At 34.6% G+C, this 20,926-nt stretch carries 19 protein-coding genes; 10 read left to right on the top strand and 9 right to left on the bottom strand.

Features of this window, described 5'->3' with window-relative positions:
- The first annotated feature begins 260 nt into the window (after positions 1-260).
- Together gldJ and GOQ24_RS01255 are read left to right on the top strand one after the other, a co-directional pair.
- Entirely contained in the window at positions 261-1,781 is a 1,521-nt protein-coding gene (gene gldJ, locus GOQ24_RS01250; protein WP_160338962.1) for a gliding motility lipoprotein GldJ, read from the top strand.
- Positions 1,782-1,839: 58 nt separating this feature from the next.
- The gene (locus GOQ24_RS01255; protein WP_160338963.1) at positions 1,840-3,135 is read left to right on the top strand and encodes a UDP-N-acetylmuramoyl-tripeptide--D-alanyl-D-alanine ligase; all 1,296 of its coding nucleotides are present in this window, start codon (positions 1,840-1,842) and stop codon (positions 3,133-3,135) included.
- A 35-nt stretch (positions 3,136-3,170) separates the two neighbouring features.
- Here the strand turns inward: GOQ24_RS01255 and GOQ24_RS01260 are convergent, their stop codons facing one another.
- The 6 genes from GOQ24_RS01260 to GOQ24_RS01285 form a co-directional block, all read right to left on the bottom strand.
- Positions 3,171-4,205: an endonuclease/exonuclease/phosphatase family protein gene (locus GOQ24_RS01260; RefSeq protein ID WP_160338964.1), complete on the bottom strand. Its 1,035-nt coding sequence runs from the start codon at positions 4,203-4,205 to the stop codon at positions 3,171-3,173.
- 3 nt (positions 4,206-4,208) lie between these two features.
- Positions 4,209-5,063, bottom strand: a complete 855-nt coding sequence (locus GOQ24_RS01265; RefSeq protein ID WP_155093032.1) for a rhomboid family intramembrane serine protease — start codon at positions 5,061-5,063, stop codon at positions 4,209-4,211.
- Complete coding sequence (locus GOQ24_RS01270) at positions 5,063-5,815, bottom strand: rhomboid family intramembrane serine protease (RefSeq protein WP_155093042.1); 753 nt, start codon at positions 5,813-5,815, stop codon at positions 5,063-5,065. The genes GOQ24_RS01265 and GOQ24_RS01270 overlap by 1 nt, the downstream gene beginning before the upstream one ends.
- Positions 5,815-7,995 (bottom strand): DNA mismatch repair endonuclease MutL, encoded by a 2,181-nt coding sequence (gene mutL / locus GOQ24_RS01275; protein WP_155093033.1) that lies wholly within the window; start codon positions 7,993-7,995, stop codon positions 5,815-5,817. The genes GOQ24_RS01270 and mutL overlap by 1 nt, the downstream gene beginning before the upstream one ends.
- A 175-nt stretch (positions 7,996-8,170) precedes the next feature.
- A complete protein-coding gene (gene ribH / locus GOQ24_RS01280; RefSeq protein WP_155093034.1) occupies positions 8,171-8,662 on the bottom strand; it encodes a 6,7-dimethyl-8-ribityllumazine synthase in 492 nt (163 codons plus the stop codon).
- A gap of 7 nt (positions 8,663-8,669) precedes the next feature.
- A complete protein-coding gene (locus GOQ24_RS01285) occupies positions 8,670-9,455 on the bottom strand; it encodes a tetratricopeptide repeat protein (protein WP_155093035.1) in 786 nt (261 codons plus the stop codon).
- Positions 9,456-9,590: 135 nt separating this feature from the next.
- On the opposite strand from GOQ24_RS01285, the gene recF reads away from it, so the two are divergent.
- The 7 genes from recF (at position 9,591) to GOQ24_RS01320 (ending at position 17,487) form a co-directional block, all read left to right on the top strand.
- The gene (gene recF / locus GOQ24_RS01290; protein ID WP_160338965.1) at positions 9,591-10,691 is read left to right on the top strand and encodes a DNA replication/repair protein RecF; all 1,101 of its coding nucleotides are present in this window, start codon (positions 9,591-9,593) and stop codon (positions 10,689-10,691) included.
- Between the two features lie 7 nt (positions 10,692-10,698).
- Positions 10,699-11,712 carry a UDP-N-acetylmuramate dehydrogenase gene (gene murB, locus GOQ24_RS01295; RefSeq protein WP_160338966.1) on the top strand — a complete coding sequence of 338 codons (1,014 nt, stop codon included), beginning with the start codon at positions 10,699-10,701 and terminating at the stop codon, positions 11,710-11,712.
- 69 nt (positions 11,713-11,781) lie between these two features.
- Positions 11,782-12,906 carry a glycosyltransferase gene (locus tag GOQ24_RS01300; protein WP_160338967.1) on the top strand — a complete coding sequence of 375 codons (1,125 nt, stop codon included), beginning with the start codon at positions 11,782-11,784 and terminating at the stop codon, positions 12,904-12,906.
- Positions 12,887-13,462 carry an RNA polymerase sigma factor gene (locus GOQ24_RS01305; RefSeq protein ID WP_155093038.1) on the top strand — a complete coding sequence of 192 codons (576 nt, stop codon included), beginning with the start codon at positions 12,887-12,889 and terminating at the stop codon, positions 13,460-13,462. Before GOQ24_RS01300 ends, GOQ24_RS01305 begins: the two co-directional genes overlap by 20 nt.
- A 1,143-nt stretch (positions 13,463-14,605) precedes the next feature.
- Positions 14,606-16,072: a copper-containing nitrite reductase gene (gene nirK, locus GOQ24_RS01310; protein WP_155093039.1), complete on the top strand. Its 1,467-nt coding sequence runs from the start codon at positions 14,606-14,608 to the stop codon at positions 16,070-16,072.
- A gap of 1 nt (position 16,073) precedes the next feature.
- A complete protein-coding gene (locus GOQ24_RS01315; RefSeq protein WP_155093040.1) occupies positions 16,074-16,853 on the top strand; it encodes a formylglycine-generating enzyme family protein in 780 nt (259 codons plus the stop codon).
- A gap of 10 nt (positions 16,854-16,863) precedes the next feature.
- Entirely contained in the window at positions 16,864-17,487 is a 624-nt protein-coding gene (locus GOQ24_RS01320; RefSeq protein WP_160338968.1) for an SCO family protein, read from the top strand.
- A 67-nt stretch (positions 17,488-17,554) separates the two neighbouring features.
- Here GOQ24_RS01320 and GOQ24_RS01325 read toward each other — a convergent pair whose 3' ends face one another.
- Positions 17,555-18,697, bottom strand: a complete 1,143-nt coding sequence (locus GOQ24_RS01325) for an MFS transporter (protein ID WP_160338969.1) — start codon at positions 18,695-18,697, stop codon at positions 17,555-17,557.
- Between the two features lie 142 nt (positions 18,698-18,839).
- On the opposite strand from GOQ24_RS01325, the gene GOQ24_RS01330 reads away from it, so the two are divergent.
- Positions 18,840-19,223 (top strand): winged helix-turn-helix transcriptional regulator, encoded by a 384-nt coding sequence (locus GOQ24_RS01330; RefSeq protein ID WP_160338970.1) that lies wholly within the window; start codon positions 18,840-18,842, stop codon positions 19,221-19,223.
- Positions 19,224-19,242: 19 nt separating this feature from the next.
- Here the strand turns inward: GOQ24_RS01330 and GOQ24_RS01335 are convergent, their stop codons facing one another.
- Both GOQ24_RS01335 and GOQ24_RS01340 read right to left on the bottom strand, forming a co-directional pair.
- On the bottom strand, positions 19,243-19,695 hold the full coding sequence (locus tag GOQ24_RS01335; RefSeq protein ID WP_155092865.1) for a CopD family protein: 453 nt from the start codon (positions 19,693-19,695) through the stop codon (positions 19,243-19,245).
- 6 nt (positions 19,696-19,701) lie between these two features.
- On the bottom strand, positions 19,702-20,895 hold the full coding sequence (locus tag GOQ24_RS01340; RefSeq protein WP_160338971.1) for a hypothetical protein: 1,194 nt from the start codon (positions 20,893-20,895) through the stop codon (positions 19,702-19,704).
- Between the last annotated feature and the right edge of the window lie 31 nt (positions 20,896-20,926).

The following is a 20,926-nucleotide window of genomic DNA, read 5'->3' on the forward strand; positions in this document are numbered from 1 at the left end:
TACAAATGTAAAGCAATTGTGCAATAAGGCACTAATTAAGATTTTTTTCATATATATTTGCAGTAAAATTGCTAAAGAGTACTTAAAAAATATTTTACCTTTATACAAACAATAGATAACAATTATTATCGTTATATAGCTAATATGTTATAACAACAAACATTTTTAACTTTAAACATTTAAGTTAATCAAAGATATAGCATTGCCAATTAAACGTTAATTAATAAATTGCGTAGAATTTTATGTCCATGATAAATAAGATGAAGATTAATAAACTTTTAAATTTCCAATTATTTGCAAGCTTTCTTTTAGCAGCAAGTTTAACAAGTTGTGGTAATTCCAACAATAATGTATCAACAGCTACTGGGTGGAAAATAAATGATTCTAAAGGTGGGTTTCAATACAATACCAAGTATGTCCAAAAAACTCCCAATGGTATGGTACCCGTAGAAGGGGGAACATTTACAATGGGACGAGTACAAGATGACATCATGGCGGATTGGAACAACAATCCTAAACAAATGTATGTGCAATCTTTTTACATGGATGAAACAGAAACAACTAATATCATGTACAATGAGTATTTATATTGGTTGAGTACGGTTTACCCACAGAACAACGAAATTTATCAAGAGATATATAAAAGCGCACTTCCAGATACGACCGTTTGGAGAAGCCCGTCTGGTTTTAACGAAACACTTATCATGTCTTATTTACGTCACCCTGCTTATGCTAACTACCCTGTCGTTGGAGTTACTTGGCTACAAGCAACGGATTATGCGAAATGGAGAACGGATCGTGTCAATGAATTAAAATTAGAACAAGCTGGCTTCTTAAAAAAAGATGCCAAAGTTAGTGAGGCCTATGGAGATGCACATTTTAGTACTGAAGCGTATTTGCAAAATCCAGAATCTGTTTATGGAGGAAATAGCGATATTGTCTATAAAGGTAAAAACAATAAGTCAGCTGAAGGTGAACGCAACTTATACGCTTCGCAAAATTATGGTTTATTTACTGCTCAATATAGACTTCCAACCGAAGCTGAATGGGAATATGCAGCTATTGGATTAGTTGGAAACAGAGAATACAACAACTATAAAGGCAAAGGCAAATACCCTTGGGATAAAGCTAATAATAAACGAAAAAGAGGCAAACCACAAGTCTTAAATACCAAATATGCTAACTACAAACAAAGTAGAGGTGATTACGGAGGTATTGCGGGTTGGTCAACAGATAATGGAGATATAACAACACCAGTTAAATCATTCCCTGCTAATGACTTTGGACTATACGATATGGCTGGTAACGTTGCCGAATGGGTTGCCGATATATACGATCCTCGCTTGGATCAAGAGGAGGCTGACTTCAATTTCTTCAAGGGCAATGTATACTACAAAAACCAAATTGGACCTGATGGTAAAGTTGTCATAGTGACTGATCAAACAGTTAAATTTGACACCCTATCAACTGGTAAATTAAGAGTGAGAAATCTTCCAGGACAAGTAGCTCAAGAAGAATTTGATGACTCAACTCTAAAGACAAACCCTTATACAGGAATTGTCAATAAAGTTGACCAATTGCCAAAATCGGATAAAGCTGCAAATTTATATGACACCAAATCACGTGTAATTAAAGGTGGTTCATGGAAAGATAGAGCATATTGGTTAGATCCAGCTACGAGAAGATATTACCCAGAAGATCAAGCTTCTGATTATATTGGTTTCCGTTTAGTAATGACTAAAGTTGGACCTAAATCAACAAAAAGAAAAACGAAAAATTAAGTTTTATTGATATAAGAAAAGCCCTAAATAATTAGGGCTTTTTTTTTACTTTTGTCCTATGGAAATAGCAGAATTATACCAGTGTTTTTTACAATGCGATGGCATTTCTACAGATACGAGAAACGTACATCCTAACTCTTTATTCTTTGCCTTAAAAGGAGAGAAATTTGATGCAAATGAATTTGCTCAAGAAGCACTTACTAAAGGTGCTGCATTTGTGGTAATGGACAATAAGAAGCTTATCACAGATGAAAAGAAAATGCTATACGTCCCAAATGCATTGGGGGCCTTGCAACAATTGGCTAAATACCACAGAAGTCAAATTGGCTTGCCTATTATTGCTCTAACGGGTAGCAATGGAAAAACAACAACAAAAGAACTAATAACAACAGTTCTATCTAAAAAATACAATGTAACAGCAACAAAAGGCAACCTCAACAATCACATTGGGGTACCATTAACCTTATTATCCTTTACAGAAAAAACTGACTTAGGAATCGTTGAAATGGGAGCTAATCACAAAAAAGAAATAGCTTTCCTTTGTGAATTAGTCGATCCTGATTTTGGGTATATTACTAATTTTGGCAAGGCTCATTTAGAAGGTTTTGGCGGTTTCGAAGGAGTGATTAAAGCCAAGAGCGAGCTATATGATTACCTACAAGATTACCACAAAACTGCCTTTGTAAATCTTGATGACCCAAGACAAGATGCAAAAACATTAACCTTTAGTCGATACACTTTTGCTGTAGAGCAAGAGGCTGATGTACATTTTGATGAATACAATGCTCAACCAAATGCGAGTGTTAAGATAAATGGATTGACAATATCTTCAAATCTAACAGGTTTGTATAACACTACTAATATTGCAGCCGCAGTTACTATAGGTCAGTTCTTTAATGTGCCTACTGAAGATATTAAGCAGGCTATTGAAGAATACACCCCCAATAACAACCGTTCACAATGGATTACTATAGGAACATCACAAATTCTTTTAGATGCGTATAATGCAAATCCAAGTAGTATGGAAGTAGCTATAAACAACTTTAAGCAACTAAACTCAAAACAACCTAAAATTCTTATTTTAGGTGATATGTTTGAATTAGGTTCAGATAGTTTGAAAGAACACAATAAGATAGTAGAAGATTTACGCAATGAAGGTGTAACAGCATATTTCATAGGGCAAAACTTTTACAAGTGTAAAAACTCAGCTACAGATTCTCTATTCTTTTTCGAGAACTTTGACAATTTCAAGGAATACTCAGCTAAGGAGAAGCAACTTTTCGAAAACTCTTTAGTACTTATAAAAGGATCAAGGGGTATGGCATTAGAAAGAATCTTAGATATGATCAAATAAAAAAATAAGGCGTTCTTTGTGAACGCCTTATTTTTTTACTCAGAAACTTTCAATCTGGTAACCAAAGGAAAGTGGTCTGAATTATAAAATTCACTATATGTCTTAAACTCTTTTACTTCTATGCGATTATCCACAAATACATAATCTATTCGCATAGGGAAATAATCAAAATCAAAGGTCTTCCCAAAACCGTGTCCTGCCTCGATAAAAGCATCCTTCAGATCTCCTTTTACATTTCTATATACATACGAATAAGCGCTGTTATTCATATCACCACAGATAATCTTGGGATGATTAGCATCGTTCATATGTGATCGAACTAATTCAGATTGTAATTGCTGCTCTGCAAATGCCTTAGACATGCGATCAAGATTGCGCTTAGAACTTTTCTCATCCATCATCTCGTGTATATCAGGTTTAATACTGAAAGACTGAAGGTGAATACTATATACTCGAACGGTATCATTCTTTACTAAGATATCAGCAAAGACAACATTGTTATTCGAATTATTAGGTAAGCGAATTTCCCCCTTATCTATAATTCTGTATTTCGAGAATATAGCTTGTCCAGTCTTTATCTTATTTCCATGAGATACAATATAGCGATAAGGATATTGATTAAATTTCAGAGAAGTATTCTTTGAAAATTCTTGTAAACACAAAACATCTGGATCATGTAGATCGATAAACTCTTTAATATTCTCCGGTATACTATCTGATTCAATCCACTTGAACAAATTAAAAAGCCTAACGTTATAGCTCATTAAGGTAAAGTCGCCGTCTCCCCCAGCTGTCGCTTTACCAGAGAACTTATAGAATTTATTAATGAATGTAATTCCCAAAAGCAATATGACAATTGCCAACCACACTTGCTTCTTAAACTGAATTCCCCAATAAAAAACAAATATGAGGTTAACAATTAACAAGCCAGGTAAAAACAACGTAAATACACTTAGAACAGGAAATAGCTTAGGAGCTAAAAAAGGCAAGAAATAACCAACCAATGTAATAATTGCCACTATTACATTGATACAAAAAACAACTTTATTAAACCACGAAAGGTTTTTCATATCTTATTCTTTACCTGCTTTGAATAAAAAGCTTTTTTCTTCTTTTGTCAAGCTTTCATATCCCGATTTACTAATCTTGTCTAAGATAGCATCAATTTTTTGTTGAACATCGGCATTCGTATCATTCTTAACTGATTTCTCTTTGTTCTTATTTACGTAAACCTTTTTAAACTTTGTTCCTTGTTTTTTTCGAAAAAGGTTAACCACATTATCAAATATAGCACTTAAATCTGTACCCCTTTTCAACATAATTGCATATACAGCACCTATACCAGCTCCACCTAAATGTGCCAAATGCCCTCCAACATTACTACTACCCATGAGTTGCAAAACATCTATTAGAACAATAAAGGCCGCTATATACCAAATTTTCACTGTCCCTATCAGCAATAATCTAACCTCCATATGAGGATTAAATGTAACTAAAGCTAACAAGGGAGCAATAATAGCTGCTGAAGCACCAACTAAGACGTTTCCAGCATGTACAAATATTAATCCAAATAAGCAGAAGAACAGTCCTCCGACTAAAGCACCTAATAAATAGGTAGTTACAAATTGTTTTTGACTAAAAAAAGTAGCAAACAATTGATTTACAAAATACAATAAGATCATATTCAGTATCAAATGTACAATTCCTGCATGTATAAAAGAATAAGTAAGTAATGTCCAAGGCTTAAAAAGTAGGCCTTTGACATCATCAGTCAATACAAACCAATAAAATACTTTGTTATATACTTCAGGAAACAGACCTTGAAATACAAAAAACACAAGAGAAACACCAATATTCCAAAAGATTAACTTCTGGGCTATTCCTCCCTTCTTATAACTATTCTTTAAGTCATCTAATACATTTGCCATTATCTATCCCAACGATTCTTATTAAATTGTGTATTCCTCCAATAAATCATCAGCAAATATCCCATTAAAGCACCTCCGATATGAGCAAAATGAGCTATTCCTCCTCCTCCTCCAAAAAGGCTAAATCCGCCTGCAACACCACCGTATAAGTCTAAAAGTAATATTCCTGGAACAAAATACTTCGCTTTCACAGGCACAGGTACGAACATCATCATCAATTCAGCATTGGGAAACATAAATGCAAAAGCAACTAACAAACCATAAATGGCACCTGACGCTCCTACAACAGGCGTATTATAAGCAGATAAAAGATTAATCAATTCATTCCTACCTAATACTGACTCCCAGCTAATACCAACCTTTCCTTCATACAGTAAACCAACTATTTCACTTCTATCAAGTCCCGCATCAACTAAAGCTGAGATACCTGATTGAACTGTATAATAATTTACACCAGTGTGCAAAGCTGCAGCACCTAAACCACATAACAAATAAAAAAGCAAGAATTTCTTACCTCCCCATATCGCCTCCAATGTTGTACCAAACGAAAATAAAGCAAACATATTAAAGAAAATATGCATGACACTACCGTGCATAAACATATGCGAAATAGGTTGCCAAATGTAAAACTTAGAGCTTTCAAAAAAATACATTGGCAATATTTGATTCATCGCTGGAACCACTAAGTTCGCTGCAACGAAAAAAATGATATTAATTATAAGTAAGTGCTTTACTGTATCTGTAATTCTCATCATAAACTAAATTTTTTTTCAATATCTTCTACTTTCATAGTAATAAAAGTAGGTTTTCTAAATGGTGAAACATCGGGTTCTTTGCAAGCAAACAATGTATTCACAATATTCTCTTGTTCTTCTTCTGTTAATGTTGTTCCTGTTTTCACAGCCAAACTGTGTGCCAAAGATTTTGCAATGCGATCTCCTTGACTAAATTTCGTCTGTGGAATACCTTCATTAAAATCAGTAATCAAGTCTTCCAAGACAATTGATGCTTCACTTTCCGCTACATTAACTGGTAAACCAGAAATCACTACAAAGTCACTTCCCATTTCTTCAAATCCAAAACCAGTTTGTTTCAACAAATCTTGTAATTCTTTCAAAATAGCAACTTCATAAGGCGTATAATAAAGCGTCAAAGGAAATAGCAATTGCTGCGTAGCCGCACGGTGATCTGTGATATCACTTAAAAACTTCTCGTATAATATTCGCTGATGTGCTCTTCCTTGATCGATGACTACTAATCCCGATTTGATAGGACTTACAATATACTTGCGATTGATTTGAAACGTACGCGAAGTAGAACTTGTTTCTTTGCTTTTATCGAACAAAGTAGACTCAACAACTTCAGTCTCAAAGTGTAAATTAGATACATCTAAGTCCTTTCCTTCAGAGTACAACCCCTCGTAAAAACTATTCCATTCCTTACCACTTCCCTTTGCATTTCGGTTATCTTCTTTTCTCGTACCTGCAGTAGATCGAGATTTAGCAAAGTTGACATCATTACCTTTTGAAGCAATATAACCAGTATCCGTAGTACTTTTCTCGAAATCAATATGGTTATTGTAGTCATCGTGTAGTGAAAACTCGTCATTGCTCTTAGATCCGAAAGTCATGGTATCAGATGCAAACTCCTTGCTCTCTAAAATAATTTCCCCTGTATCTAAATCAACGTACTCTTGTTGTTCTTCATCCTCCAATGCTGTCATTTTTGACTCGATAACACCTGAATCACTATCAGACTCCTCTTGCATAAATGGATTCTCAAACGGATTATATTCAAACTTATCTGATTCTCCATACTCATTTCTCGAAAATGGATTAAAGTTTCTATCCACTTCTATCGTTGGAGTAGAAGCTTCTGTTCCTTCATAGTCATAAGGCGTATCAAAAGTAGAATCTCTTTGAAAATCCAACACAGGAGCGACATTAAACTGTCCCAAGCTATGCTTGATAGTAGATCTCAAAATACTATATAAAGCTTGCTCGTCATCAAACTTAACTTCCGTTTTGGTAGGATGAATATTAATATCTATAGAATCCGTAGGAACTTTTAAATAGATAAAATAAGTAGGATGTGTACCTTCTTTCAGCAATCCTTCATAAGCGGCTAATACAGCGTGGTGAAGATAACCACTCTTTACAAATCGATCATTGACAAAAAAGAACTGCTCTCCCCTACTTTTCTTAGCAAACTCAGGTTTTCCAACAAATCCACTTATTTCAACAATCTCAGTAGCTTCTTTAATAGGGACTAACTTTTCATTCGTTCTACTACCAAAAACGCTAACTATACGCTGACGCAAATTAGCAGGGGGCAGATTGTAAACTTCATTTCCGTTGTGAATTAGCACAAAGTGAATATCACTGTGCACTAAGACAATGCGCTCAAATTCATCTACAATATTTCTAAACTCAACGTTTGTTGACTTCAAAAAGTTGCGACGAGCTGGAATATTAAAAAATAAGTTTTTTACAGAAAAAGATGTTCCTACAGGTGTAACCGCAACCTCTTGCGAAACAAGTTTGGTTCCTTCAATAACAATATGAGTTCCCAATTCTGCATCAACTGCCCTTGTTTTCAACTCAACATGAGCAATAGCCGCAATAGAAGCTAATGCCTCACCTCTAAAGCCTTTTGTTCTCAATGCAAACAAATCTTCAGCAGATGAAATTTTAGAAGTTGCATGTCGTTCAAATGCCATTCGAGCATCTGTATCAGACATTCCCTTTCCATTGTCAATAACCTGTATAAGTGTCTTACCAGCTTCCTTTAATACTAATTTTATTTCTGTCGCACCCGCATCTACCGAATTTTCAACCAATTCTTTCACAACAGAAGCTGGTCGCTGAACGACTTCCCCTGCTGCAATTTGGTTAGCTACGTGGTCTGGCAGTAATCTAATTATATTTGACATCTACTTTTATTAGGTTCTTTTAGTTTGTTTAGTTGTGATTTTAAAAAAAAATCGAAACACAAATTTAATAAATTAAACTCCGAAAGCTATTTTAGAAATAGTTAATTATTTAAAATAAAAAAACCTGCAATTAGATTTATAATTGCAGGTTTTTAACTTTATACTATTTGTATTCTTAATACTTCCTATTTAATTCAATCATCTTTAATGCAGCTACTGCGGCTTCTGTACCTTTGTTTCCATGTACTCCACCACTACGTGCTAATGATTGCTCCATATTGTTATCTGTTAAAACACAAAACAATACTGGAATTTCAGCCATCAAGTTTAGGTCTTTGATTCCATGAGTAACACCTTCGCATACAAACTCGAAATGCATTGTCTCTCCTTTAATCACACAACCAATCACTATAACAGCATCTAAATCTTCAAAAGACTCTATCATTTTCTTTGCTCCATATACAAGCTCAAAGCTTCCTGGAACATTCCATCTGATAATATTTTCTGGCAGTACTCCACAATCTTTCAATGCGTATTCTGCACCAGAAAAAAGTCCATTTGTCACGGTATCATTCCACTCTGAGACTACGATACCTACTTTAAAATCTTTGCCATTTGGCAAAGTAGATTTATCGTATTCAGAAAGGTTTTTATTTGCTGTTGCCATTTTCTAATTATTGAGCCATCCCAATCATTGCATCAACCATCATTGATTCAGGTGATCCTAAATAATTGTTTTTAATTTCAGTAAACATTTTTAAAGCTTCCTCTTTTTGTCCTAATTCTAAAGCTACAATTCCAGCTTTATTTAGAAAACGCGGAGAAGTTAAATCATTATTACTTGCCGCTACAGCTTTTTTATAGTAGTCTAATGCATCCTCTTTTTGTCCTAATTCAGAAAAAGCATCTCCAATTGCTCCAATTGCTAAAGCATTGATCAACGCATCTTTTGATTTAAAATTGTTCAAATGATTAATTGCATCTTGAAACTTCCCTTGTTGTAAATATGCAATACCTGCATAATACTCTGCTAAATTAGCAGCATCAGTCCCCTTGTGATTCTCAATAATTCCTAAAGCACCAAGCTTTCCTTCTCCACCATTTAAGGTTAAATCAAAGTTCTTATCTTTTTCACCTGGATTACTTAACGCCTCTACATAATAACTTTGAGCTTGAGTTAATTGCTCAGCTGCTTCATCATTCTTAGGCTCTACAACAAACTTGTCATATCCTACGTATCCTAACGTGATTAAAGCAACAGCTCCTACCACACCAAAAATAGCTTTCGAGTTACGAGCCACCCAACCTTCTACACGGTTAGCACTTTTATCTAAAGAATTAAATACTTCAGCGGTTGCACTATTTCCAGCATCTGCTTTTCCATATTGGTCAAATTCGCTATCTGTCGCTTCGTCTTTTGGTTTTGGGGCTTTATAACCTCTTTTATTATAAGTTGCCATGTATACAATAGTTTAATAAGAGGCAAAAATAGGATTTTTATTGTAATATAAAAGTGCTTTCTATCTATATTTTTGATAATTTGCACCAAATTTTAATAAAGACCGTTGTAAAACGTTAAAATTGCTGATAACCGCGTGTATTTAAAAAGAATAAACATCCTAAACTTCAAAAATATTTCTGATAAATCCTTTGATTTTCATCAAAGAATAAACTGTTTTGTCGGATTTAACGGTGTTGGTAAAACCAATATCTTAGATGCAATATACTATATGGCTTATGGAAAGAGTTACTTTAACCCAGTAGCCTTGCAGAACATTAAGCACAATACTGACTTTTTTGTCATTGATGGAACCTTTTCACTACAAGATAAGGATGAACACATTGTATGCAGTCTAAAAAAAGGACAAAAAAAGATACTAAAACGAAATGGTAAAAACTACGATCGCTTCTCTGATCACTTTGGGCTAATCCCTTTAGTAATTATCTCTCCTTCTGATGCTGATTTAATCATAGAAGGCAGCGAAACCCGCAGAAAATTTATAGACAGCGTCATTTCTCAAATGGACAATAGCTATCTCCAACAATTGATTCAATATCAAAAACTTATTTCTCAAAGAAATGCGCTACTGAAAAACTTTGCACAAAACAATTACTTTGATCCAGCGACAATAGAAATATACAACGAACAGATAGAATTACTTGCACAACCCATTTTCGAAAAGAGAAAGTCTTTCTTAGAGGGGTTTGTACCTATATTCAATAAATACCATCAACTCATTACAGACAATCACGATGACGTTGATCTAAAATACGATTCTCAATTGCACGACAAGACAATGTCTGAACTTTTCAAAGAGTTTTTGCCGAAAGATCGCGCAGTACAATATACCTCAGTTGGTATACACAAAGACGATTTACTCTTTGAACTCAGCGGACATCCAATCAAAAAATTTGGTTCGCAAGGACAGCAAAAGTCATTTCTAATTGCCCTTAAACTCGCTCAATTTGACTTTATCAAAAAACAGAAGGGACTTGCTCCTATCTTGTTATTTGATGATATATTTGACAAACTTGACGAAAACAGAGTTCGCAAAATATTAGAACTTGTAAACTTGGACACATTCGGACAAATATTCATCTCTGATACACATGTTGAACGAACTGAGAGTTTACTAAATAGCATACATCAAGAATTTGAAATTTTCAAAATACAAGAAGACAACAATTTCAATTAGACAACTTATGAAAATATCACAAAATATATCTCTTAAACCTTACAATACTTTTGGATTAGATGTACGAGCAAAATACTTTGTTGAAATAGAAAGTGTAAGCACATTAAAAGAAATCCTAAAAGGCAATTCACCTGACAAACTATTTATCCTGGGAGGTGGGAGCAATATGCTCTTAACTCAAGATATCAACAAAACTGTCGTAAAGATTAACTTAAAGGGAATTGAGGTTGTAAAAGAAGATGACGATTGTGTTTGGGTTCAAGCACAAGCTGGTGAAAATTGGCATGAATTTGTTCTTTGGTGTATAGAAAGAGGGTATGGGGGTATAGAAAATCTATCTTTAATCCCCGGAAACGTGGGGACGACACCTATTCAAAATATCGGTGCATATGGCGTCGAAGTGAAAGATGTATTAGAATCGTGTACAGGATTAAGTATATCGACGCAAGAACAAAGAGTATTTGACAATGCTGCTTGTAAATTTGATTATAGGGAAAGTGTCTTTAAAAATGAATTAAAAAATCAATATGTAATCACTTCTGTTGTTTTTAAATTAACTAAGAAAAATCACATCTTAAAGACTGGTTACGGATCGATACAGCAAGAACTTGATAAAAATGGGATTACTACTCCTACTATTCAAGATATAAGCAATATGGTGATCGCTATTCGCCAAAGCAAATTACCTGATCCAAAAGAAATTGGAAACAGCGGTAGTTTCTTTAAAAACCCGATTATCCCAGTTGAACAATATAATGCCTTAAACGCCAAATATCCAACTATGCCAAGTTATACAATCAACGATCAATTTGTAAAAGTGCCCGCTGGTTGGTTAATAGAGCAGACTGGTTTTAAAGGCTATAGACTTGGCGATGCTGGAGTACACGAAAAGCAAGCACTTGTTTTGGTTAATTATGGACAAGCACAAGGTAGTCAAATAGAAAAATTAGCTCATTCTATCCAAAAACAAGTGCAACAGATATTTGGTATTTCAATTGACGCAGAAGTAAACATCTTCTGATTTAAAAAAATTATAATCTAAAGGATAAATTGTACATTTGTTTCCTTAAAAAAGAAATTATTTAATCACATGCTAACATTATTATTTTATTGTTTTATTGCTATAACAGTTATAGAATTAATCTATTATTTTGCCATCAATAGTAATGTTGCATTTCATTCTACTTTAAAAGATAAAAAATCGCATATATCTGAACCTGTTTCTGTAATTGTCTACGTGAAGAATCAGGAACAAAAACTACCAGAGTTCCTCGAACTTTTAAAGGCACAGGATTTCAGCCCTGGCTATGAGATTATTTTGGTCAACAACGCATCCGAAGATGAAAGCTTGGAGATTTTAGAAGACTTTGCGCTCAAAAACGCTAATGCCAAACTGGTAGATGTTGTAAACAATGAAACTTTTTGGGGCAACAAAAAATACGCCCTTACCTTAGGTATTAAAGTTGCTAAATTTGAACATTTGCTATTTGTTGAACCGGCAGCTTGCCCAATGACTCCAAACTGGATTTTTTCTATGAGTCGAGGCTTGAGTACGCAAAAAAATCTAGTAATCGGATTTACGCAAATAGCAAACAAAAGACGTTCGTTTATCAATAAATTGATACGCTACCAAAATGTCCAAAAAACAACAAACTTGTTCTCGTGGAGTGGTGCGGGAAAACCACTATATGGAAATGCCTATAACCAAGCGTACAACAAATCATTGTTCTATAAAGTAAATGGCTTTATCAGCCATATGAAAATTCCCTTTAGCGATGAATATACATTCATTAATCAAATCGGAACAAGTACGAATACTTCAGTAAGTTTTTCGCCTGATAGCTTTACTATAATTGAAAGCAAAAACACTATTTCTGAATGGAAAAATGCGGTTAAGAAACAGGATTTACTCCTGCGTAAACTTTCCGTTTGGGCACAGTTAAAAATAAGGTTCTTCAATCTAAACAAACTCTTATTTTACATTGCATTCACGCTATTGATTAGCTTCTTATATCAATGGGAAATCGTATTAGGAGTATTCCTTTTTCGCTGTATTATCGCCCATATATTCAGCGGAAAGACATTTAGTAAATTTGGCACAAAAGAATTAGTGTGGACACTGCCTTTGTTAGAAATTATTCATATTTTTATAAGTACATATTATAGTTTCACACATTTTATCACGCGACAAAAAATTGAAAAAAAGTATTACTGATTATATTGAATTAGCTCGTAAAGGAGACCAAAGTGCTTTCACCTTTCTGTTGAATCATTATTGGAGCGAGGTGTATTTGTTTATGGTTAAGAGAATCAATAATGAAACAGATGCTGAAGATGTAACCATTGAAACTTTTTCTAAAGCTTTTAGCAATATTAGTTCTTATAAAGATACCTATGCCTTCAATACTTGGCTGATTACTATTGCAAAGAATGTACACATAGACCTTATCCGCAAGAGAAAGAACCTTTCTTTCTTAGACATGAATGACGAAAACAACTCTACTTATAACAATATTGTAGATGACTCAAATAATATTGAAGACGATATTATTCAAGAACAGAACTTAAAGATATTTAAGAGTTATATCAAACTACTAAAACCTCACTATCAAGAGGTAATAGAACTTCGGTATTTTCAGGAACTCTCTTACAATGAAATTGCTGAAATACTGGACGAACCATTAAACAATGTCAAGGTAAAGATCATGCGAGCAAAGAAACTTCTCGCAGAAATTATCGTCAAACAGATTGACCAAAACTTTAACCTATAATGGTAATAATATAATACAAAGCTTCCTCTACAAAGGAAGCTTTGTTCGTTTAAAACCTCTTTACAAGTGAATACCTTTCGGTTGGATACATTACATGAACCGATATACTCAAATAAAGTGAAACAATGGCTATTTCAAATTTAGCTACAGTTTTACAGCACAGTTTACAAATCAACGGGAATCATTGCAAGTTCACTTCTACAACAACTTATGCCCATTTCTTACAGTTGTCATAATCACGAAATAACAATTATCACTTGGCAATTTCAAAATCACACAGATTCGACATGATTTCGACAAAAAAAGCAAATAGAATTGATGCTTCTAAAAGACGATTAAACACTTATATTACTCCCAAAATTGTCAAGTTATCTATCGCAAGAATCTCGGAAAATAAAGGTGAAGTTGAGCAGATTTCAAAAGTACATTGACATACTTTATGGATGGGCTTCGCTTGCACTTCCTTGGGGGTTAGTTGCACTTTTCTTGGGGTTTCCTTGCCAAAAGTGCGGTTTTCTCGAAGAAAGGTGCAAGAAAGGTGCAAGAAAGCCCTTATCAAAACCGAAAAAAACTATACGTTAATTTTCGAAAAACACGTAGAAACATTACGCTCTCTATACACCTATCTCTAAAAGAGGTTTTAGAATGTTTGTTTTTCCGTTTTATCATATACTTTCAGTCTATTTCACACTTCATTACAAAACAACAAATTCACGGGAGTTCTATTTTTTGAACAGATGTGTAGAGAGAGCGTATATTCAATTCTTAAAGTCAATAAGAATAGAGTTTACTCACTCATGCTATTAGATGATAAGATATTATTAAAACAATGAGATAAATCAAAGATTTTGTATCCAATAAGATCTAAAACAAACAGCGTTTATACTTATTACAATTCATCACTTTATCACTAAAAATGGACTATTGGATTGAGTTAAACTCACCTTAAATCAACATTTCATCCCTGCTATTCCCTACAAACTCGCAAGACAACCTAAATAAACATATCATACCTTATCATACTAAAAAAGAATAATTATATAATTTTTTCTATATTTAAGTAATAAACTGATAATTATCAGTATAAAAGACAAGTTTGTCTTTTATCTTTGATATAGAAAATAGATACTAACAAACAGTCATATGAACACAAAAACACAATCACTAAAAAACAAACTTGGAGTAATGTTATTAGCTTTAGGTTTACTTACACTTGGAAGCTGTCAAAACAAAGACGCGAAACCGACAAAAATGACCGCTGACATGGCAGAGAAAATTGTTGTAAAAGGCGAAGCTCAAGCAGAATTGACTCCCCCTCCTTTTGTCCCAAAACCAGTTGGCAAAAGAGAAGCGACAAAATTATTCGTCAATTTAGAAATCCTTGAACAAGAAGGCGAAATGGTTGATGGAGTAAAATATATGTATTGGACATTTGGAGGTACAGTACCAGGAAGTTTTATCCGTACACGTGTAGGAGATGAAATAGAGTTTACGTTAAAAAATCACCCGGACAACAAATTACCTCACAATATTGATATGCACGCCGTAACAGGTCCTGGAGGAGGAGCAGCCTCATCATTAGTTGCACCGGGGCATGAAGTAACCTTCTCGTTTAAGACGCTTCAGCCAGGTATCTATGTATACCACTGTGCTACAGCTCCAGTAGGTATGCACATTGCCAACGGGATGTACGGATTAATTTTAGTAGAACCAGAAGGAGGACTTCCTCCTGTCGATAAAGAGTACTACATCATGCAAGGTGATTTCTATACAAAAGGAAATTACGGAGAAAAAGGGATGCAACCCTTTGACATGAATAAAGCATTAAAAGAAGATGCTGACTATGTAGTATTCAATGGTCATGTGAATGGACTAGTCAACGAAAACGCTATCACAGCCAAAGTAGGAGAAACTATTCGACTATTTGTTGGAAATGGCGGGCCTAACTTAGTGAGTTCATTCCACGTTATTGGAGAGATTTTCGACAGAGTACACGTAGAAGGTGGAGATTTGGTAAACGAAAATGTACAAACTACACTTATACCTGCTGGTGGAGCAGCTATGGTCGAATTCAAAGTAAATACCCCTGGTACCTTTGTGATTGTGGATCACTCCATCTTTAGAGCCTTTAACAAAGGTGCTCTTGGAATGTTGAAAGTAGAAGGAGATGAAAATGAAAAAGTATTTGCTGGTAAGATAAAAGAGGGAATCTACTTACCTGAAGGAGGTACAATACAAAACATGCCAAAAACAGAAACTAAAAAAGTAGTAATAGAGGATAAAACTTTAGCACAACAAATTGCAGATGGTAAGAGCGTATTTACCAGAACATGCTTTGCATGTCACCAATCTGAAGGCCAAGGTATTGAAGGGATTTTCCCTCCATTAGCGAAATCAGATTACTTAAATGCAGATGTAAACAGAGCAATTAAAACCGTAATTAATGGTCTTCAAGGAGAAATCACTGTAAACAATGTGAAGTATAACTCTATCATGACAAGTCAAAACCTAAATGACCAAGAAATTGCGGATGTATTGACTTATGTATACAACAGTTGGGGTAATAACAAAACTGTAGTGAGCCCGCAAATGGTACAAAAAAATAGATAATATGTTTTTTCTTGACAAATCAAATATAATTGTATGTCTTCTAAGCCTACTAACATGGAATGCTATCTACGCTCAGAAAGAAACAACAATGCTGACTATCAAAAGTGGAGCTTTTGTTCCACTTTATGGTAGTACAGAAGAAGGAGATGTCAAAGTCGATGCCTTCAAAATAGATCAATATGCAGTGACCAACGAACAGTTTGTTGCGTTTCTAAAAGAAAATCCTACATACAAACGTTCAGAAATAAAAGCTTTGTTTGCAGACAAGAGCTATTTATCACATTGGATAGGAGATTTAGATTATGGAGATTTAAATCCCAATGCTCCAGTCACCAATGTATCATGGTTTGCTGCAAAAAAATACTGTGAAGTACAAGGTAAGCGATTGCCTACTATGGATGAATGGGAGTATGTAGCTATGGCAGACGCAAAGAATATGGATGCCAGAGAAAAAGAGGATTACAACAAATTTATCTTAGCTTGGTACGAAGCACCTAAAACATATGTAAATCCAGTGGGAAGTACATTCAAAAATTACTGGGGTGTCTACGATATGCACGGATTGATTTGGGAATGGGTATCAGACTTTAACTCTGTCTTTCTTTCAGGAGAAAGCCGAAAAGACAAGGGCAATGACGAAAACTTATTCTGTGGAAGTGCTTCTATTAATGCTTCTGACCTGATGGACTACGCTGCTTTTATGCGCTATGGATTCAGAGGAAGCTTAAAAGCTAAATTCACGACTAAAAATCTTGGTTTTAGATGTGCTCAAAACTTATAAATAGTTTATTATGAAAAAAAATATCATTGCGTTATCTCTATGTTTCTCATTGCTCATGATGGGGTGTAAAGATGTAAAAACAAATGACGCTCAAGTAATAGATAACAAAGAAGTATCTTCTACTCAAGAGATATCTGACTTATCGATCTATAACCTACCATCGACTTGGACAACCCAAGACGGCAAAGACATTGAACTAAAAGATTTGCAAGGCAATGTCTTGGTTATGGTGATGATCTACACTTCTTGTAAAGCTGCTTGTCCTCGATTAGTAGCGGATATGAGAAATATAGAAGAAAGAGTAAAAGGCAAAAATCTCGATAAAGTAAAATACGTATTGGTAAGTATAGACCCAGAGGTAGATACGCCAGAGCGTCTTAAAGAGTTTGCTAAAGAGAACTTAATGGATGGCCCACAATGGGTATTCTTGCGTTCTACAAAAGAAAACACACGTGAATTTGCCGCTACTTTAGCCGTGAATTACAAAAAGATTTCTCCGATAGACTTCTCTCACTCTAATATCATTAGCGTATTCAATACTAAAGGAGAATTAGACTATCAACAAGAGGGACTTGGTATAGACTACGCCCCTACTGTAAAAGAAATAGAAAAACAATTAGCCCAAATAAAGTAAAAGATTCGTTTTTATTTTTGAAATATACTGCTCTGCTTCTGTACTGAAGTTGAGCAGTATTTTTGTTTTAATTCACCTTGTTAAACTTGACAACAAAATAAATCAACACCAAGCTTAGCAAGGCAAAAATCAACATCGCTAAGGGCAAAAATTGTAAGCCATAATAAGCTATTACCTTTCCTCCAACAAAAGTTCCCACAGCAATTCCCAAGTTGCCAAGAGAAGTAGAAAGACTACTGCCTAATTCAAAAGGCAGCTTGGTTGTCTTCTGTAAGAATGCAGTTGCATTCAAGTATACAGGTGTATAAAATAGGCTCCACATGGATACAATTAAAACCGTCAAGATAGATTCACTTCCCGAAATATAAAGAAGTAAAGCTATTAGAGCTGCTCCCATAATGTAAAACACATTGCTGTAAACCACACCTTTAGACAATACCTTCCCTCCTATATACATGGCTACAACACCTATCAATCCAAATAAAAGCACCATATTCCCAACCATTAGACCAGACATATTCTTCTCTTTACTCAAATAGTCTGCAAAATAGCTGTAAACGCTAAACCACATCGCTAAAATAAATAAATTAACTAATGCACTTCTTATAAAAGAGAGATCTCTAAAAACCACTAATTCTTTAGTGTTAAACACTTTTGTATCACCTGGAACACAAGGTAAAAAGATATAAATAGCCATAAAGGCAATACTACTCACAATTCCCTGAATTAAAAAAATGGCTTCTAACCCATAGCCATTTGTCAAGTATGTAGCCAAGGGAATAGTAGTAAAAGACGCAATAGTAATACCGCTAAATACAATACTCATCATCTGACTGTGCTTATCTTCTGGCGAAAATCGAACCGCTATAGAAAGCGCATTGGCAATATAGACTGGCTGTAGTAAGGCAGAGATAAGCCTCAGAGTAAACAACAACCAAAAAGGAGGTAAACTCACTGAGATAAAACTTGAGATTACAAATAAAGCTAAGGCTAATAGCATTACTTTCTTTTTGTCCATTCGAACAGTTAAAACAGTCATCAAAGGACCTAAGAAGGCAATCACTAAAGCAAATCCACTTAAAAGCCAACTTGCTTGATCTATTGAAATTCTATAATGTGAAGCTATCTGGGGCAGTACTCCAATAACACCAAACTCTGTTGTAATAATACTCAGCAGTCCTAAGGCTCCTACGTAGGCATATTTCTTCATAAAAATTTAATCCATACTTTTGCTTAATCAAAAGCAGTTATACATCTCATTGTATTCTGTAAATACTAAGGCAAAAGTAAAGAGCGAGTTTAGAGTAAACTATACAAGCGATTTTTGTGAGTAACTAACAATTTTGTAAGTAATGGCAAAAAGAAAAGAAAATTCAACCAATAATATCAATAGGGAGTACATCACAACTAATTGTGATGCAATCTATACAATCTGCAAAATAGGTGGAAGATGGAAGATGATGATCTTATTTTACCTTGAGGAATATGGCACACTGCGCTTTAACGAACTAAAAGAGAAAACTGTTGGGATTACTGACCGCATGCTTTCTCTACAATTAAAGGAGTTAGAAGCTGACAACTTAGTTACAAGACAAGTATATGCGGAAGTCCCTCCACGAGTAGAGTACTCCTTAACGAATATAGCTAAAGACCTTTTGCCTATTTGGCCAACATTAGAAGATTGGGGAACAAAACACCGTGCTTTAAGTGCTGTAAAACAAGAAGATTCAAAATAGCCTTGAGGGAAATATAACGTTATATACCGCCATACCTGACAAAACTACCAAGTATCAACATCACAATGCTAATGGTCGTCACAGACAAGATGTGAAAAGTCATTAAAGGCAACTTTTGAATATCAGTCTTTAGGCGTGGTAATACATAAAACTGAGCACTTAATGCAAATAAAGCAATCGTGATCAGGCAAGCTAATTTTAGTGATACTACACGTTCTATGGGGGTTTCAAAAGTAAACCAGTTTGCCAACTTTACATTGTAGATATAGGCCATGCGTACACCTGTCAACAACATTACAAATAACGCAGGCATACCAAACCACTCATATCTACTCTCAAAGTTAAACAACTTCGCAACTGACTTCTCTTTCCAAACTTGAGGTAGTATCACAACACTTAATAAAATATGCCCTCCTACCCAAATAGTCGCGCCTAATAAGTGAAGTATTAATAAAAGGTGTAATTCATTCATAACATGCTATTTTTTTAAATATGATATAAGAAAGCTCAAGACACTAATAGGCAAAAGTACTGAAGCCCAAAACAAGGATAAAGGAGTATTCTCTATCCAAACAATATGCATAAAACCTTGTAAGCCCTGAACAAACAATAGAAATTCAGTAAGGACAAACCCAAATAGTAAGCTGAGTATCCCTATTTTAGTAAAAATATTAACATACATTTTTTTCTGTTGTATCATCAACCATAAGCCAAACCCACTCAAGACTCCTAACATATTCAAATGGATAAACCCCACAATCCAACTGCGCAATGCTTGCAATTCGTTGGCTATAGATTCTGATATTACAAACAACTGTGTCCCTATACGCATTGTAAAGCATATTCCTGCTAATATTAATAAAAGCCACACAAAGTTAGCTTCGTTATTATCTCGTTGCTTAAACATCTTATAAACGGGATTTAATAAATATCCCACAGAATAAAATTGCAATAAAACGCCTACTGCATTTAAGTAATGAAGTATAGGTAATTCTACATACCAACTCACGGGTAGAGCATAAGTGAGTATTACAGATACTATCCAAGTGTAATAAAAAGGTTTAAACTTAGATAAAGAGTATCCTTTAAATACAATAGCAAACAACAACGTTAAAAAGGCAGTTAAGAACCAACCGTCAAACTGGAAGTGCAGAAAGAACTGTATGCAAATTTGATAAAAAGCACTTGCTTTACCCATCATGCCAACTGCTGGTCCCAAACACCAAACACCTAAAGTAGAAAATGCCATAAAGAACAAGGATGTTTTTAATAAAACACCTTGCTGCGTTCCTGAGACAGTGTTGTTCTTCCACAGATGCACGACAAATATATAAGAACAGATAATGTGCAATGTAGAAAAGCTAATAGAAGCAGCGGCATATCCCATAAAGGGAAAAGTCACCCCCATTCCAAGCACAGCCAATTGGGTTACCCAAAATAGTCGCGTGTAAAATGTATTTTCCTTATCGTTTTTTAATCCAAACTGTTGCACAAACAATACGTAAACCAGTAAATACAACCAACCTAATAAAGCAATATGAGAGTGCGTATGTAAAACATATAAAAACGTCACTCCTTCTATCGGATAAACGAAAATACTTCTCAACAAAAGCCCCAATAAAGCAGCTATTAAAAAGTTGAATAGAGGAATGATATAATAGATTGGTTTCATATGTTATAATACAAGAAGTGCCTTATACTAA

The organism is Myroides sp. LoEW2-1, from assembly GCF_009767705.1.
Lineage (GTDB): Bacteria > Bacteroidota > Bacteroidia > Flavobacteriales > Flavobacteriaceae > Flavobacterium > Flavobacterium album_A.